At 62.7% G+C, this 16,793-nt stretch carries 17 protein-coding genes; 9 read left to right on the plus strand and 8 right to left on the minus strand.

Annotated features, from left to right (window positions below; genetic code table 11):
• Positions 1 to 31: 31 nt before the first annotated feature.
• The 8 genes from ccoS to ccoN all read right to left on the minus strand — a co-directional run bounded on the left by ccoS (position 32) and on the right by ccoN (position 8,109).
• Positions 32 to 184: a cbb3-type cytochrome oxidase assembly protein CcoS gene (ccoS, locus tag ACEXP3_RS18940; protein WP_210104007.1), complete on the minus strand. Its 153-nt coding sequence runs from the start codon at positions 182 to 184 to the stop codon at positions 32 to 34.
• Positions 181 to 2,481: a heavy metal translocating P-type ATPase gene (locus tag ACEXP3_RS18945; RefSeq protein ID WP_377298624.1), complete on the minus strand. Its 2,301-nt coding sequence runs from the start codon at positions 2,479 to 2,481 to the stop codon at positions 181 to 183. The genes ccoS and ACEXP3_RS18945 overlap by 4 nt, the downstream gene beginning before the upstream one ends.
• Positions 2,478 to 2,966, minus strand: a complete 489-nt coding sequence (locus tag ACEXP3_RS18950) for a FixH family protein (protein WP_377298625.1) — start codon at positions 2,964 to 2,966, stop codon at positions 2,478 to 2,480. The genes ACEXP3_RS18945 and ACEXP3_RS18950 overlap by 4 nt, the downstream gene beginning before the upstream one ends.
• On the minus strand, positions 2,966 to 4,528 hold the full coding sequence (gene ccoG, locus ACEXP3_RS18955) for a cytochrome c oxidase accessory protein CcoG (RefSeq protein WP_377298626.1): 1,563 nt from the start codon (positions 4,526 to 4,528) through the stop codon (positions 2,966 to 2,968). Before ccoG ends, ACEXP3_RS18950 begins: the two co-directional genes overlap by 1 nt.
• Before the next feature lie 174 nt (positions 4,529 to 4,702).
• A complete protein-coding gene (ccoP, locus tag ACEXP3_RS18960) occupies positions 4,703 to 5,566 on the minus strand; it encodes a cytochrome-c oxidase, cbb3-type subunit III (protein WP_210104011.1) in 864 nt (287 codons plus the stop codon).
• A 2-nt stretch (positions 5,567 to 5,568) separates the two neighbouring features.
• Positions 5,569 to 5,721 carry a cbb3-type cytochrome c oxidase subunit 3 gene (locus ACEXP3_RS18965; protein ID WP_210104012.1) on the minus strand — a complete coding sequence of 51 codons (153 nt, stop codon included), beginning with the start codon at positions 5,719 to 5,721 and terminating at the stop codon, positions 5,569 to 5,571.
• A gap of 12 nt (positions 5,722 to 5,733) precedes the next feature.
• Positions 5,734 to 6,465: a cytochrome-c oxidase, cbb3-type subunit II gene (gene ccoO, locus ACEXP3_RS18970; protein ID WP_210104013.1), complete on the minus strand. Its 732-nt coding sequence runs from the start codon at positions 6,463 to 6,465 to the stop codon at positions 5,734 to 5,736.
• A 12-nt stretch (positions 6,466 to 6,477) separates the two neighbouring features.
• Positions 6,478 to 8,109 carry a cytochrome-c oxidase, cbb3-type subunit I gene (gene ccoN, locus ACEXP3_RS18975; RefSeq protein ID WP_377298627.1) on the minus strand — a complete coding sequence of 544 codons (1,632 nt, stop codon included), beginning with the start codon at positions 8,107 to 8,109 and terminating at the stop codon, positions 6,478 to 6,480.
• Between the two features lie 290 nt (positions 8,110 to 8,399).
• Here ccoN and ACEXP3_RS18980 point away from each other — a divergent pair, with 290 nt between their 5' ends.
• The 9 genes from ACEXP3_RS18980 (at position 8,400) to ACEXP3_RS19020 (ending at position 16,790) form a co-directional block, all read left to right on the plus strand.
• A complete protein-coding gene (locus tag ACEXP3_RS18980; RefSeq protein ID WP_210104015.1) occupies positions 8,400 to 9,062 on the plus strand; it encodes a response regulator transcription factor in 663 nt (220 codons plus the stop codon).
• On the plus strand, positions 9,059 to 10,429 hold the full coding sequence (locus ACEXP3_RS18985) for a sensor histidine kinase (RefSeq protein WP_377298628.1): 1,371 nt from the start codon (positions 9,059 to 9,061) through the stop codon (positions 10,427 to 10,429). Before ACEXP3_RS18980 ends, ACEXP3_RS18985 begins: the two co-directional genes overlap by 4 nt.
• A 126-nt stretch (positions 10,430 to 10,555) precedes the next feature.
• Complete coding sequence (locus ACEXP3_RS18990) at positions 10,556 to 11,233, plus strand: MtnX-like HAD-IB family phosphatase (protein ID WP_377298629.1); 678 nt, start codon at positions 10,556 to 10,558, stop codon at positions 11,231 to 11,233.
• Between the two features lie 12 nt (positions 11,234 to 11,245).
• Positions 11,246 to 12,658 carry an aspartate aminotransferase family protein gene (locus ACEXP3_RS18995; RefSeq protein WP_377298630.1) on the plus strand — a complete coding sequence of 471 codons (1,413 nt, stop codon included), beginning with the start codon at positions 11,246 to 11,248 and terminating at the stop codon, positions 12,656 to 12,658.
• 4 nt (positions 12,659 to 12,662) lie between these two features.
• Positions 12,663 to 13,616, plus strand: a complete 954-nt coding sequence (locus ACEXP3_RS19000) for an arginase family protein (protein WP_377298631.1) — start codon at positions 12,663 to 12,665, stop codon at positions 13,614 to 13,616.
• Positions 13,613 to 13,963: a permease gene (locus ACEXP3_RS19005; RefSeq protein ID WP_377298632.1), complete on the plus strand. Its 351-nt coding sequence runs from the start codon at positions 13,613 to 13,615 to the stop codon at positions 13,961 to 13,963. The genes ACEXP3_RS19000 and ACEXP3_RS19005 overlap by 4 nt, the downstream gene beginning before the upstream one ends.
• A complete protein-coding gene (locus ACEXP3_RS19010) occupies positions 13,960 to 14,835 on the plus strand; it encodes a fatty acid desaturase family protein (RefSeq protein WP_377298633.1) in 876 nt (291 codons plus the stop codon). Before ACEXP3_RS19005 ends, ACEXP3_RS19010 begins: the two co-directional genes overlap by 4 nt.
• On the plus strand, positions 14,825 to 15,643 hold the full coding sequence (locus ACEXP3_RS19015; protein ID WP_377298634.1) for an alpha/beta hydrolase: 819 nt from the start codon (positions 14,825 to 14,827) through the stop codon (positions 15,641 to 15,643). Before ACEXP3_RS19010 ends, ACEXP3_RS19015 begins: the two co-directional genes overlap by 11 nt.
• On the plus strand, positions 15,621 to 16,790 hold the full coding sequence (locus ACEXP3_RS19020; protein WP_377298635.1) for a GNAT family N-acetyltransferase: 1,170 nt from the start codon (positions 15,621 to 15,623) through the stop codon (positions 16,788 to 16,790). Before ACEXP3_RS19015 ends, ACEXP3_RS19020 begins: the two co-directional genes overlap by 23 nt.
• Positions 16,791 to 16,793 lie beyond the last annotated feature (3 nt).

Below are 16,793 nucleotides of genomic sequence, written 5' to 3' on the forward strand. Positions count from 1 at the left end.
TTTGCCGCGACAGGGTAATACAGCCGCTGTTTTATCCGCGCGGCTGGTCCTCATCCTCCAGTACGCGCCAGGCGGCGCCGTCCAGATCGTCATACTGGCCATTGCGCAACGACCACAGGAAAGCCCCGAGGCCAAGGCCGCCGAGCAGCAGGGCAACCGGGATCAGATAGATCAGCATGTTCATGCGGGCGAGACCTTTGCGGTGAGCGCCGCGGGGCGCCGCCTATCCGGTTCGGAAAGCGACACCTTTGCCTGCCGCGCCGCATGGTTCAGCCGCAGGGAATTGGCAACCACGATCAGCGAGGATGTCGACATGGCAATCGCGGCAATCAGCGGCGTGGCATAGCCGGCGATTGCGATCGGCACGGCGATGATATTGTAGCCGATGGCGAGAGCAAAATTCTCGCGGATCAGCCGGCCGGCCTTGGCAGAAATGCGGATTGCCATCGGCACCGCCTCAAGTGTGTCATGCATGAAGACGAAGTCCGCCGCCTGCCGGCCGATATCGGCGGCCGTTGCCGGCGCCATAGAGACATGGGCGGCGCTGAGCGCCGGCGCATCGTTGATGCCGTCGCCCACCATCAGCACCCGCCGTCCGGCCCCCTGCAGGGCGGCAATCGCCTGCGTCTTGCCGCCGGGCGACAGTTCAGCCTCGAAGGCATCGATGCCGAGCCGTGCGGCCATGGCGGCAACGACCGGGCGCCGGTCGCCCGAAAGCACCTGCGTTTCGAACCCTCCCTGCTGCAGCGTGGCAATCGCCGCCTCGGCATCGGGGCGCGGCCGGTCTTCAGCCAGGAAGCGGGCGATTTCCAGCCCGTCGAGAGACAGCACCACTTCGGAACCGCCATCACGCGTGCTCACCGTTTCCGGGCAGGCGAAGGCGCGGCTGCCGAGGCGATATCGCCCTTCGGGCCGGTCGCAGGAAAGCCCCTCGCCTGCCAGTTCCGTCACCGTGCCAAGGGTGGGCACCGGCCCGGCAAAGGCATTGTAGATGGCCTGCGACAGCGGGTGGCGGGAACGCGATGCCATGGCTGCCGCCATCGCGATATTGGCCGGCGTGCCCACCGTCTCAATGAGTTGCGGACGCCCGAGCGTCAGCGTTCCGGTCTTGTCGAAGACGACCGTATCGATCTCGGCAAGCCTCTCCATGGCCGATCCGTCCTTGACCATGACGCCGTTCTGGAAGAGCCGCCCGGCCGCCACCACCTGCACGACCGGCACGGCAAGGCCGAGCGCGCAGGGGCAGGTGATGATCAGGACGGCAATGGCAATCAGCATGGCCTGCTTCCAGTCGCCGCCGAAGAAGCCCCAGCCGAGAAAGGTGAGGAATGCCAGAAGATGCACCGCCGGCGAGTAGATCTGGGCGGCCCGGTCCGCAATACGGCGATACTGCGCCCGCCCGCCTTCGGCCGCTTCCATCAGCGCGATGATTTCCGACAGGAAGGACTGACGCGCCGTCGCCGTTGCCTGAAGCAGCAGCGAACCGGTGAGGCTGACGGTGCCGGCCTGCACGGCCGCGCCCGGGCCCACGGCAACCGGCGCGCTTTCACCGTTCACGATCGACAGGTCGAGGTCGCTTTCTCCCTCGATGACCAACCCATCCACCGGCACGCGGTCGCCAGCGGCAATGGCGATATGATCCCCCGGCATGACCTCCTCGACCGGACGATATTCCCGGCTGCCGTCGGCCGCCACCACCATGGCGCCGCGCGGAGAAATGCGGGCAAGGCCGGTAATGGCCGAGCGCGCCCGGTCGCGCATGATATGATCGAGCGTGCGCCCGATCAGCAGGAAGAAGAGGAGCGAGACAGTTGCATCGAACCAGGCATGCTCGCCGTGATGAAGGGTTTCCCAGAGCGAGACCGCATAGGACAGCGTAATCGCCAGGGCGATCGGCACATCCATGTTGGTGCGCCCGCGTTTCAGCGCCGCATAGGCCGACCGATAGAAGAAGCGGCCGCCATAAACGAGCGCGGGGGCGGCGATCATCGCCGAGATCCAGTGAAAGAGATCGCGCGTCGACGCTTCAGCCCCCGACCAGACGGAGACCGACAGCAGCATGATATTGGCAGCGGCAAAGCCGGTGACGGCAACGCCGCGAATGAGCTGCGCCTTCATCACATCGCCCGCCTCTTCTGCGGCCGACAGCAGATGCGCGTCATAGCCGGTCGCCCGCTTGATGGCCCGCACCAGATCGACCGGATCCATCGCCGTCTCGTCCTGCGGCACCTGCCAGACGATGGACACACGGCGAGTCGACAGATTGACGCGAGCCTTGGAGACGGGAGAGAGCGCCATCAGAGCCTGCTCGACGGCGCTGATGCAGGTGCCGCAGTGCACGCCGGGCACGCTGAGGTCGAGCTGGTAGAGGCCGTCGCCGAGATCGCGGCTTGCCAGCATCAGTTCCTCGGCCGATGGCAGCGCAAGCGTCGCCCCCGCCATGTCCAGCGAGCCTTCCGTTCCCGGTGCGCAGCAGCTCATTTTACCTCTCCGATCACCGCGATGCGCTTGTTGTGGTGGAGAATACGCTGGCCGTTGCGCATGGCGCTGGTATCGACGATCCAGTGGCCGGTCGCCACCTCGCGCGCCGCCTCATAGGTGCCGTTGCCGACATCCGACAGGGTGACCGAAAAATCCTGGTGGTCGCCTACGGGCCGCTTGAAGGTGGCCGTGACCGTATCGATGGGCACCGGCTTCTGGTCCGGGCCGGTAATCACATAGCGGATCACGCCCTTTTCCACCGAGAGCGTGCCTGTCACGCCGCTTGCGCCCAGAGCCTTGGCTTCGGCCACCTTGGAATTGAACTGCTGGCTGGCGACATAGGTATTTTCCACCACCAGCCCGCTCCAGGAATGGACGGCCTGATAGGCCATGTAGAAATTGACCGAGATGATCGTGCCGAAGAACAGGCAGACGACGCCCATCATATGCCATCCGGTAAAGACGAAACTCTTGGTGTGGGTCATCACTTGGCTCCCGGAGTATTGAAATTGGCGCGGTAGACATCTTTTTCATGGCTGGCGCGGTCTTCGGCGATGAAGCTGAAGCCTTCGCGGGCATCGCCCACGGCTCCCTTCGGCAGCGTCACGAAGACCTTCAGCGTGGTCGCCTTGTCCGGCTCCACCGGAATGGCAAAGACGCGGTCGGAGGTGTCGGTGAGCGTCGGGATCTTCATCTCGGCACCGGCAAGCCCCATCATTGACAACAGCACCGTGCGCCGTTCGGGGATCATGTTGAGAAGCCGGATCGTATAGCCGTTGCGGATGGATCCGTCCGATTCCAGCACATATTGCGGATTGCGGTCATGCAGCACATTGATCTCCAGCCGGTCGCGGCTGAGGAGAGCAATGATGAGGCCGATCCCGACGGCGGTCCAGACGCCCATGTAAAGCAGCGTGCGCGGCCGCAGGATGATGCGCCAGTTGAAATGGCGCACGCGGTCGCTGAACATGCCGTCGGGTTTGCGCACCCGGGCGGGCTGGATGGCGGTCTGCCCATTGTCTGTCGCAAGCGCCATGTTCGACTGGTACTCGTTGAGCGTGGCATAGCCGATCAGCCCGCGCGGACGCTCCAGCTTGTCCATGACGCTGTCGCAGGCATCGATGCAGAGCGCACAGGTGATGCATTCCATCTGCTGGCCGTCGCGAATGTCGATGCCCATGGGACAGACCGCAACGCAGGCATTGCAATCGACGCAATCGCCGACGGCTTCATTGGCGGCCGCCACCTTTTTCTGATGCTTGCCGCGTGGTTCGCCCCGCCAGTCATTATAGGTGACGACCAGCGAATTGTCGTCCAGCATGGCGCCCTGGATGCGCGGCCAGGGGCACATGTAGATGCACACCTGCTCGCGCATCAGCCCACCCAGCACATAGGTGGTGGCGGTGAGAAAGGCGACGGTCGAATAGGCAACGAAAGCCGCCTGGCCCGTCAGGAAATCGAAGGCAAGGGAGGGCGCATCGGCAAAGTAGAAGATCCAGGCGCCGCCGGTTGCCACCGCGATCAGCAGCCAGATCGCATGCTTTGTCACCCGCTTGACGATCTTGTCGGCTGTCCAGGGACCGGCGTCGAGCTTCATGCGAGCATTGCGGTCGCCCTCGATGAAGCGCTCGACCACCAGGAACAGATCGACCCAGACGGTCTGTGGACAGGTATAGCCGCACCAGGCCCGGCCGACGGCGGAGGTGACGAGAAACAGGCCGAACCCCGCCATGACCAGAAGGCCCGCGACGAAGAAGAATTCCTGCGGCCAGATCTCGATGAAGAAGACATAGAAACGCCGGTTGGCGAGATCCACCAGCACCGCCTGGTCAGGCGCAAACGGGCCACGGTCAAAGCGGATCCAGGGCGTCAGATAATAGATGCCGAGCGTGATCAGCATGACCAGCCATTTGAACCGGCGAAAACGCCCCTCCGCCCGCTTGGGAAAAATTTTCTTGCGCGCGGCATAGAGCGGCTCGTTGGGCGTCGACGGCGGCTTTCCGCCGCTCTGTTCGGCCTTCGGGTCTTTGGCGGTATAAAGGTTCATGGGGGCTGATCCACTTCTCATCGGCGCCGTTTTCCCATCGATCCGCCCGGCGATCCTTGACTTGGGTCAAGTTCCAGGAGGGCGCGCGCCGATGTCGCAGCGTCTGCTCCCGAAACGAAAAAGGCCGCGCCCGAAGAGCGCGGCTTCAAAGGTACTGCAGAAGCGGGCGACGAATTATTCGCCGCCGCCCAGCGCATGGATGTAGACGGCCAGTTCCTTGACGGTGGTATCGCCGAGGCGGGTCTGCCAGGCCGGCATCACACCGTGCTTGGGCTGGCGCACCTGGCCGGCGATCTGCTCCTCGCCCTTCACCTTCAGCCAGATGGCATCGGCAAGGTTCGGCGCACCGAACTCGCGGTTGCCCTTGGCGTCTTCGCCATGGCAGGAGGCACAGTTGTCGGCAAACAACGCCTTGCCGGGTTCCACCATTGCCGGATCATGCGGCGTTCCGGTGAGGCTGACGACATAGGCGGCCACCTGGCGGATTTCGATCGGCTTCAGGATATCGGCAAAGGCCGGCATTTCGGACACGCGGGTTTCCGCATCGTCCGCATAGCGAATGCCATGGGCGATGGTCTGGTGGATGTCCTCGATCTTGCCGCCCCACAGCCAGTCGTCGTCGTTGAGGTTCGGATAGCCGGCACCGCCGGTCGCGCCCGAGCCGTGGCACTGCACGCAATTGACCTTGAAGGCGGCAGCGCCGGCCGCCGTTGCAAATTGCGCCATCTGCGGATCGGCGAGGATTTCCGGCAGCGACGAGGTCGAGATCTTCTCGACGATCGCTCCTTGCGCGGTCTTGGCGCCCGCCAGCTCGGCCGACAGCTCGGCGCGGCTGGAATAGCCCAGCACGCCCCGGGTCGCGCCCGTCAAAAGCGGCACGGCCGGATAGACCACCATATAGCCGATCGCCCAGGCGATACAGGCATAGAAGGTCCACAGCCACCAGCGCGGCAGCGGGTTGTTCAGTTCGCGGATGCCGTCCCACTCATGGCCGGTGGTTTCGACGCCGCTGATGTCATCAATATGTTTGTCCGCCATGATCAATCCTCCTTCAGAGGGATTTTTGCCGCTTCGTCGGCGAGGCTCTTGGCGCCGGGACGAAGGGTCAGGAACACGGCGCCGAGGAAGAACAGGGTCATGGCGAGCAGACCCCAGCTATCGGCGAAGTGGCGCATTGCGGTATAGACTTCCATCTTCCCATCTCCTCAGCGGTAACCGGTGGCGTCGTCATAGGTGGAGAAATCGACCAGCGTGCCGAGCATCTGGAGATAGGCAACGAGGGCGTCCATCTCGGTGAGCTTGGTCGGATCGCCGTCGAAATCGCCGACCTTGGCCTTCGGATAGCGCGACAGAAGACCGGCCGTATCGGCATTCGGGTCGGCCTGGGCGGCAAGGTCCGCCTTGGCATTGTCGAGCATGTCATCCGTATAGGGCACACCGACGGTGCGGTTGGCCTTCAGCTCCATGGTGACATCGGTGATCTTGAGCGGCGTTTCCTTGAGGAAGGCATAGCTCGGCATCACCGATTCCGGCACCACGTCGCGTGGACGCGTGAGATGCTGCACGTGCCACTGGTTGGAATAGCGGTCGCCGACGCGGGCCAGATCCGGCCCGGTGCGCTTGGAGCCCCACTGGAACGGATGGTCATACATGGATTCCGCCGCCAGGCTGTAATGCCCGTAGCGTTCCACTTCGTCGCGGAACGGACGGATCATCTGGCTGTGGCAGACATAGCAGCCCTCGCGAATGTAGATGTCGCGTCCGGCCAGTTCGAGCGGCGAATAGGGCCGCATACCTTCCACCTTCTCGATGGTGTTTTCGAGATAGAAGAGCGGCGCGATTTCCACGATGCCGCCGATGGACACGACCAGCAGGGACCCCACCAGGAGCAGCGTGGCATTACGCTCGATAAATTGATGTTTGTCGAGAATGGACATGGGTTGCGCTCCTTATTCGGCCGGCTGCAGGCCGGACGGCACGCCGCCCGGCAGGGTTTCGCGCCGCTCGTAACCGAGGATGGTCATGGTGATGTTGTAGGCCATGATCAGTGCGCCGCTGAGGTACATGATGCCGCCCACGGACCGCAGCACGTAATAGGGGAACATGGCGGCAACGGCTTCGGCGAACGAATAGACGAGGAAGCCCTGATCATCGTATTCGCGCCACATCAGGCCTTGCTGGACACCGGCCACCCACATGACGGCGGCGTAGACGACGATGCCGAGGGTGGCGAGCCAGAAGTGCCAGTTGACCATGGCAAGGCTGTAAAGCCGGTTGCGGTGCCACAGCTTCGGAACGAGGAAGTAGACCGCACCGAAGGAGATCATGCCAACCCAGCCGAGCGCGCCCGAGTGCACGTGACCGATCGTCCATTCCGTATAGTGGCTGAGCGAATTGACCGCCTTGATCGACATCATCGGGCCTTCGAAGGTCGACATGCCGTAGAAGGCAATGGCAATCACCATCATGCGGATGATCGGATCGGTGCGGATCTTGTCCCAAGCGCCGGAGAGCGTCATCAGACCGTTGATCATGCCGCCCCAGGAGGGCATCCACAGCATGATGGAAAACACCATGCCGAGCGTCTGCGCCCAGTCGGGCAGCGCGGTATAATGCAGGTGGTGGGGGCCGGCCCAGATATACATGAAGATCAGCGCCCAGAAGTGGATGATCGACAGCCGGTAGGAATAGACCGGGCGACCGGCCTGCTTGGGCACGAAATAATACATCATGCCGAGGAAGCCCGCCGTCAGGAAGAAGCCGACGGCGTTATGGCCGTACCACCACTGCGTCAGCGCATCCTGCACGCCGGAGAAGACCGAATAGCTCTTCACGCCGAGGAAGGAGACGGGAACCGCCAGGTTGTTGACGATATGCAGCATGGCAATCGTCACGATGAAGGCGAGATAGAACCAGTTGGCCACATAGATATGCGGCTCCTTGCGCATCAGGATCGTGCCGAGGAAGGCGACGAGATAGGCGACCCAGACCACGGTGAGCCAGATATCGACATACCATTCCGGTTCGGCATATTCACGGCCCTGCGTAATGCCGAGCAGATAGCCGGTGGCGGCCATGACGATGAACAGCTGGTAGCCCCAGAACACGAACCAGCCGAGCCCGTCACCGCCGAACAGCCGCACCCGCGAGGTGCGCTGCACGACATAGAGCGACGTACAGATCAGCGCATTTCCGCCGAAGGCAAAGATGACGGCCGACGTGTGCAGCGGCCGCAGCCGGCCGAAATTGAACCAGGGGCCGAAGTTGAGATCCGGAAAGGCCAGCTGCAGCGCCACGACGACGCCGACGAGGAAGCCGACAACGCCCCAGAAGACGGTGGCGATGGTGCCATACTTGACCACTTCGTCGAAATAGACCGGCGCATCGCCGGACCTTGCCGGTGCGGGCACGGCAGCCGGGGCAAAGCGCACCCGGCGCAGAAGTACCACCGTGAAGATGGCAAGGGTAAAGAAAAGCACCCACATATGGGCTGAAAACAGATCATCGTGGGCAAAACCTGCACCGAGCAGCGCCAGGAAGGCGCCCACGGTCAGCGCCACGATCGGTACGGTATTGTTCATCTTGAACATCCCCCAGAGGCGAACAATGGAAGAGGGGTGTCATCGATGTGCCGACAAACCCCGCCTGATGGGGAGAGTTCTCATTTTCGTGAAGACAAGACCTTGATCTGAATCAACAAACGCTGTGGCAGGACGGCGCACGTCACGCGGCCCGTTCCCCCGCCCCTTGCGACGCCTTGCGCCTTGCCCCGCCCGCACCGCCACTGCGAGGACATCCACTCGCACATCGGATAAATTCTGCCACAATGGCGTGGGCAAAGATTGGCAAATCACCTCCCGGAGATGAGCCCTTGCGCCTCCTGCTTGTCGAAGACGACCGCATTCTCGGATCGTCGCTGAAAAAGGCGTTCGAGAAACATGCCTATGGCGTAGACTGGTTCCGCGACGCCGAAACCGCGCTCGAGGCGCTGCGCGACAGCACCTATGGCTCCGTCATTCTCGACGTCAACCTGCCGAAGGCGAGCGGCTTCGACGTGGTGCGCGCCCTGCGCACGCGCGGCGACGACGTGCCGATCCTGATGCTGACGGCGCTCGACAGCGTGCGCGACCGGGTGACAGGACTGGACGAAGGAGCCGACGATTACCTGATCAAGCCTTTCGATCTCGACGAACTTCTGGCGCGCCTGCGCGCGCTTATCCGCCGCCGTCAGGGCCGCAGCGAAACGGTGATCCGCTGCGGCGAGGTGGAGCTTGACCCCTCCGCCATGGTGGCGCGCTGCCGCGGCGTGCCGCTTCACATGGCGGCCAAGGAGTTTCACCTGCTGCGCCTCCTGATGGAACGGGCCGGACGCTACGTGACCAAAAGCGATATCGAATACGCGCTCTACGACACGGATGTCTCCGTCGAAAGCAACACGATCGAGGTGACCATCTATACGCTGCGCAAGAAGCTGGGCCCCGATTTCATCCGCTCGATCCGCGGTGTCGGCTACATGGTCGAGCGCCAGCCGTGACGCTCAGTCAACGCCTGTTCTTCCGCATCCTGCCGACGCTGATGGTGACCATCGCCGTCATAGGCTTCCTCGCCTATCGCAGCGCCACCCGCGAGATCGACAACATCTACGATGCCCAGCTGATCAACGATGCCAATGTGCTGTGGTCGGTGATGAAACGTCCTCTCCTGCGCGAGCGCCGCAGCAGACCGACGGTGCAGGTGCCGGATATCGACTTCAACATGGACAATCAGCTGGCGCTGAACCAGGATGCCGACGATTACGCCGACGCCCATTCCTTCCGCGCCTGGAAGGACGATGCACTGGCGATCGCCAGCAGCAATGCCTTTCCCGCCAAGGTTCAACGGATGAAGGCCGGCTTTTCCGATGTCACCTACCAGGGTGAGCTTTGGCGGGTCTATTCGCTGCCCATTCCCGATACGACCATCACCATGGAAGTGGCCGAAAACATCGACCTGCGCGAAGGGCTCGTCGAAAACATCGTTCTGAACCTCGCCTTTCCGCTGCTCGTGCTGGTGCCGGTCATCGCCATCATTATCTGGCTTGCCATCTATAACGGCATTGCCAGGATCCGGGAACTTGTGTCGGAGATCCGCGCCCGCACGCCCGACGACCTGTCGATGATCGAGACGCGTAACCTTCCCCGCGACCTTGCCCCGGTTGTCCATTCCCTGAACAACCTCTTGCGCAAGCTTGGCCAGTCGCTGACAATGGAGCGCCGATTTTCCGACCTTGCCGCCCATCAGCTGCGCACGCCGCAGGCCGGCATCAAGCTTCTGCTGCAGATGTTTGCGCGGGCTGATACTGAGGAAGAGCGCACGGCGCTGCTGAAGGATCTGGTCGTCAGCAACGAAAGGGCCATGCACATGACCGAGCAGCTGCTGCGGCTTGCCCGCGTCGGCCATCAGGCGGTGCGGCTCGAACCCCTTCTCCTTCATGACGTGGCGGCCGCAGCCATTGCCGATTTCGGCGTGATCATCAACAATCGCAATCTCGATGTCTCGCTGAGCGGGCCGGCAGACGCGACGGTGCGTGGCGACCGGGCACTCCTGCGGATCATGATCGACAACCTGCTCGACAATGCGATCAAATATTCTCCGGACGGTGGCCGCATTGCGCTTTCGCTGGAGAGACGCGAAGGGGGCTGGCGGCTTTCCCTCATGGACAGCGGCCCCGGCATTGCACCGGACCAGCGCCAGGCCGCCTTCCAGCGCTTCAACCGGCTCGGCGAAAGTGCCGCAGAAGGGGCCGGACTGGGCCTTGCGATCGTGGCCGATATCGCCCAGCGGCTGGAGATCGCCATTGCACTTTCGGCGGCCGACTGGGGGCCGGGCCTGCGCATCGATCTCGATATCCCCGCGGCCTGAGCGGCCCCCGGGGAAGCCAAATCCGCCGCCCTATCCTGTCCTGACGAATTCAGTTTCGCTTCATCTTCACCTCATCCTGCTTTCAGCCGCCGGCGCTAGACCCTTCCTCGACAGAAGGAGAATGCGATGCAGGTGTTTTGCGATTTCGACGGGACCATTTCCAAAAAGGATGTGACCGATCTCGTGCTGCAGCAGTTTGCGCTGCCCGAATGGCACGCCATCGAGGATCAATGGACCGCCGGCAGGATTACCTCTGCCCAGTGCATGGAGCGCCAGATCCGGCTCATCCGCGCCGAGCGCGACACGATCGACGCCTTTCTCGATACGGTCGAGATCGATGAAGGCTTCGTTGCGTTCCGCGATTTCTGCCGCGCCCATGGCCTGCCGCTCACCATCGTCAGCGATGGGGTCGAGTATTTTATCCGCCGTATCCTGTCGCGCCACGGCATGCCCGACATTCCTGTCATCGCCAACCGTCTGGTCGCCTCGGCGGCATCCGGCGGTCTTGATCTCGCCTTTCCCTTCATGCGGGCAGACTGCGCCGCAGGCTCGGGCGTCTGCAAATGCGCGGTCGTCTCCCCCTCGTCCCACAGCGTCTATGTCGGCGACGGGCGCAGCGATTTTTGCGTGTCCCGCATGGCGACGGTTGTCTTTGCCAAGGCGAAACTCGCCGATTACTGCGCAAGCCAGCGCATCGCTTTCACTCCCTACGATGGATTTGCCGGTGTCCAGGCCGCCGTCGCAGCCATGCTTTCCACCCCGTCCAGACAGCCGTTTGCACGGCCGCTGGCAAAATCTGCGTGAGAAGAGGTTTCCATGCGCTCCAACCTTAAACTGGCCGAACCTGCAGTGCCCGCCCTCAGCGAAGACGAATTGCGTCATCTCGAGGAGACCTATTGCTCCCATGGCGATACCGTCCATTACACGGACAAGCCGAAATTCTTCAGCGGCTGCGAAGGCTCCTTCGTCTATGATGCAACCGAGACGCCGTTCCTTGATCTGCAGATGTGGTACTCGGCGGTCAATTTCGGCTATCGCAACGAGCGCCTGAATGCGGCCGCCCACCGCCAGCTCGATTGCCTGCCGCAGGTGGCGTCGCAGTATCTGCACCGCGAGAAAGTGGAACTGGCAGCGCTCATCGCGCGCGATGCGGAAGAGAAGTTCGGCCACAAGGGCCGCGTGCATTTCAACGTCGGCGGCTCCCAGGCCATCGAAGACTCGCTGAAGCTGGTGCGCAACTATACCGGCGGCAAGAGCCTGATGTTCGCCTTCGAGGGCGGCTATCACGGCCGCACGCTGGGGGCGACCTCGATCACGTCGAGCTATCGCTATCGCCGCCGCTACGGCCATTTCGGCGAGCGTGCGCAGTTCATCGAGTTCCCCTACCACTTCCGCGGCCCCAAGGGCATGTCGAAGGAGGAATACGGCCACGCCTGCGTGCAGAAATTCGCCCGCCTGTTCGAGAGCGAGTATAACGGCGTCTGGGATCCGAAGGCCGGCAAGTCGGAATATGCCGCCTTCTACATCGAGCCGATCCAGGGCACCGGCGGCTATGTCATTCCGCCGATGAACTTCTTCAAGGAGCTGAAGAAGGTTCTCGACGACCACGGCATTCTCCTGGTGGTGGACGAGATCCAGATGGGCGTCTACCGCACCGGAAAACTGTGGTCGGTCGAGCATTTCGGTGTCTCGCCGGACGTGCTGGTCTTCGGCAAGGCGATCACCAACGGCCTCAACCCGCTCTCAGGCATCTGGGCCCGGGAAGAGATGATCAACCCGACCATCTTTCCGCCCGGCTCCACCCATTCGACCTTCGCGTCGAACCCGATGGGCACGGCTGTCGCGCTCGAAACCCTCAAGATGGTCGGCGAAACGGACTTTGGCGCCGGCGTAATGGAAAAGGGTGCCCGCTTCCTCGACGGCCTGAAGGATCTGCAAAGCCGCCACGCCATCGTCGGCGAAGTGGATGGTCTTGGCCTTGCTCTGCGCATGGAGATCTGCAAGTCCGACAGCTATACGCCGGACAAGGCCACGCTCGACTGGATGTCGGACGAGGGCATGAAGGGCGATCTTCTGGTGGATGGCCGCAAGTATGGTCTGGTGCTGGATGTCGGCGGCTACCACAAGAACGTCATCACCCTTGCCCCGAACCTGATGATCTCCCATGCCGAGATCGATCTGGCGCTGGTTCTGCTCGACCAGTTGCTGACGCGCGCCGAGCGGAGGTAGGACGGTGCAACTCCTTCTTCTTCATCTCGATGATGCGTTGGAGTTGCAGCCCGGCTTCGCGCAAGCCTGCCTGATGGCCGGTGCGCACGAGATCGCCGCCAAGGACAGCGGCCGCGCCATCCGCCTCTGGGGCAGAGAGCCGGGGCTCGATGCGCTCTGGCAGGCGCTGTGCCGCACCCCGCCGAAAAGGAACGGAGGCGCACGGCTCTCGTTCATGGGGTCCGGCGATTTTCATCACGTCACGGCGCTGCTCCTTGCGGCAGCGCTGGAGACAATGACGCAACCGGTGACGGTCATCCACATCGACAACCATCCGGACTGGGTGCATTTCCAGAGCGGCATGCATTGCGGCTCCTGGGTGAACCGCGCGCTGGCGCATCCTCTTGTCACGAAGGTGATCACGCTTGGCGTGTGCAGCGACGATCTGACGTCACCGGAGAAAAAGGGGGCCAACCTGTCCCTGCTGACAGGCGGCGGGCTGGAGCTTTACCCATACCGGCACGCGCCGAGCAAGGTGCGCCGCACCTACGGCTGCGGCCCGGGCTTTCGCCAGGTCGACGGTGCGCTTCACTGGCAGTCGATCGCCGATCTGGGCGAGGAGAACTTCATCGACCTGCTTCTGTCGCGCATCGACACCGAAGCCGTCTACATCACGCTCGACAAGGACGCGCTCTGCGCGGCCGATGCGGTGACCAACTGGGACCAGGGCTCGATGAGCCTGCCCTATGTGCTGGAACTGTTGCGCGCGATTGGCGAGCGGCACCGGGTCATCGGCGCCGATGTGACGGGCGATTACTCGGCGCCCGGCTATGGCGGCAGCCTCGCCACCCGCCTTCTGAAACAGGCCGAGGTGCTGATCGACCAGCCGCGCCGTTCGCGCGATGTCCAGGCCATCCGCACCATCAACAGTGCGGCAAATCACGCGCTGCTCGAAGTGCTCTCGGAGGTGATGCCGTGACCGCAACACTCACCATCGGCACGCTCTTACTCATCCTCTTCTGCATCCTTGCCGAAACGGCACGCGAGCTGTGCTTCAAGCTGGGGGCGGAAGGCACGCTTTTCCAGGCGCTGGCAAGGCCGGTCGTCTGGCTTGGCATCCTGTTCTGGGCCGTCGAACTGCTTGCCTGGACGCGGGTGCTGGAAAAGGTGGCGCTGTCAGTCGCCTTTCCGCTGATGGCTCTGAGCTATGCGGCAATCGCAGCAGCAAGCGCCATCGTCTTCAAGGAAATGATCAACCCGCGCCACGCACTCGGCATCTGTCTGGTGACGATCGGCGTGGTCTGTGTCGGAGCAACGGGACTATGAAAATCTTTGCGCATACCAGATGGGATATCCTGCCGGTGCTTGCAGCCCTTGCGCACCTTGCCTTCAACATCACCCTGATCCTCGGCTTTGAAAGCCGCCCGCTCTGGCTATCGGCCGTGCTCGGCGCGGTCTATGCCGTGTCGATCTCCTGGAACATCAACAGCATCTCCCACAACTTTATCCACACGCCCTATTTCCGGCCGCGCTGGATGAACTATGCCTTCAGCCTCCTGGAATCCGTCACCATCGGCTTTTCTCAGGTCTACTATCACTGGATCCACATGCGCCACCATTCGGGCAACAGCGACCGCCCGAACGAAAAGGGCGAAACGGTGGACCTTCTGTCCATCTACCGGCACGGCCGCAATGGCGAGCCGGAAAATGTCTTCTCCTACACCTTCCTCAGCTTCTTCCGCGACGATATCGGCGACATCCACAAGGCGATCGCAGCCAAGCGGCCCTTCGAGGCGAAGTTCGGCCGGTTCGAACTGATCTCCTTCCTGGGCTTCGTGGCGCTGGCGCTCCTCGTCGACTGGAAGGCCGTTCTGTTCTTTCTTCCCTTCTATTATCTCGGTAACTGCCTCTCCTCGCTCAACGGCTATTACGAGCATCTGAACGGCGATCCCGACGAGCCGATCGCCTGGGGCGTCAGCAGCCATAACAGCTTCTACAACTGGCTGTGGTTCGGCAATGGCTACCATGCCGAGCATCACTACCGGCCAAAGACTCATTGGACGAAGCTGCGCGCCTTCCATGATGAGATCAAGCAGGAGCAGGAGGCGGCCGGGACGCATGTGATCAGCACCTGCCACGCGCTCGGCTTCATGGCGCCGGAAAACCGCCAGCAGGAGGAAGCTCCCCATGCCGGCTGATGGACGCTCCTTCTTCCTGGAGGGCACCAATGGCCTGGGTGTCGTCCTGGTCCACGGACTGACGGGGGCGCCCGCCGAAATGCGGCTGGTTGCCCGCCAATTCCATCGCCGCGGCTTCAGTGTCTACGCACCGCTGCTCGCCGGCCACGGCGAGACGGCTGCCGTGCTGCGCCGCTCGCGCTGGCAGGACTGGCTGGACAGCGTCGAGGCGGGAAGCGCGTGGCTTGGGGCACGCACCGATGCGGTGTTTGCGGCCGGAATCTGCGTCGGCGGCAAGCTTGCGATGATGGCCGCCTACCGCAATCCCGACCGCATCCGTGCCGTCGGCGTCTATTCGCCCTGCTTCAACTATGACGGCTGGGACGTTCCGCGCCATTACGCATTGCTTGCGCCGCATATCGGCTGGATCTCGCATATTCCCTTCCTGGACCGGCTTAACTTTCGAGAAACCGCCTCGCTTGGCATCAAGGATGCCCGCATGCGCCGCATGGTGGCCAGCATGACCGGTGAAGGCATGCTGGACAGCTTTCCCGGACGCGGCCTCGTGGAGATGTACAGGCTCGGGCGAGCGCTCAAGGCACACCTGCCCGAAATCCGTACGCCGACCCTCATCCTGCATTCGCGCGAGGATGATCTGAGCGGCCCGACCCATGCCGAATATATTGCCGCCCATCTCGGCGGCAGGCGCGAGCTTCACTGGCTCGACGACAGTTATCACATGATCCATGTCGACCGGCAGCACCGGCAGGTGGCCGATCTGACGGCAGATTTCTTCGAGGCAGACCATGCATCAAGCACTTGGAATTGACATCGCCGCCCCCTTGCCGCTGGCAGGCGCCACGTCAGCGTCCGCAGCCGCCGTCTTCAGCAGCATCCGCATGATCGGACGCGAGGCGTGGAATACCTGCTTTGCCGGCGAAATCGAGACCTATGATTACCTGCTGGCTGTCGAGGAAGCCGGGCTCGACGGCTTTGACTGGCATTATGTCGTCGTGCGGGAAGGCGGCGAGATCCTGGCCGCCATGCCAATCTTCCTGTGCCACTACGCTCTGGAGACGACGCTGGAGACTGGCCGCATCCGCCAGGCCATCGAACGGGTCCGCCGCGTGTTCGACGGTTTTCTCAAATTTCGTCTGGCCTGCCTGGGCTCGCCCTGCACCGAGGCCGGCCTTGTCGGCTTTCATCCGCGCGTGGCAGCGGAGCGCCAGCCGGCCCTGTTTTGCGCCCTGCTCGACGCGTTCGAGGCCCATGCCTCCGCCAACGGCTGTGCGCTGACGGCCATCAAGGATCTGCCTTTGCCCTCGCATCTCCAGTCGACGCTTTTGGCGCGCGGCTATAGCCCGGTTGACAGCATGCCGACGGCTTGGCTCGACATCGAATTCGAGACGATCGAGGCCTATCTCGGCACTCTTTCCCCAGGCACGCGCAAGGATATGCGCCGCAAGCTGCGCAGCCGCGACAGCGTGCGCATCGAATACACGACCGATTTCGGCCCCCTCCTGCCAAGGGTGATGGAGCTTTATCGCCAGACGCGCGCGCGCAGCGAATGGCAGTTCGAGGCGCTGACGGGCGCCTATTTCGACGGTATCCTGAAGCGCATGCCGGACAATGCCTTCTGCGTTTTTTACTTCGTCGGTGACGAACTGCTGGCCGCCAATCTTCTGGTCCACGATGAAGACCGCCTCATCGACAAGTTCTTCTGCATGGATGCCGAGGCTGGAAGGCCCTACAATCTCTATTATCTGAGTTGGTTCACCAACCTTGATTACTGCCTGCGCCACGGGCTGAGCTGCTACCAGAGCGGACAGGCCTATTATCGCAACAAGGTGCGGCTCGGCAGCCAGCTGACGGAAAACGCACTCTTCTTTCGCCACCGCAATCCGCTGATGCAGGTGATCCTGAAATGGGTCTCCGGATGGCTTGCCGCGGACGGCACCGACGAGCATGCGGCGTGACCA

This window comes from Neorhizobium fuzhouense, assembly GCF_042611105.1.
GTDB classification, from domain to species: domain Bacteria; phylum Pseudomonadota; class Alphaproteobacteria; order Rhizobiales; family Rhizobiaceae; genus Neorhizobium; species Neorhizobium galegae_A.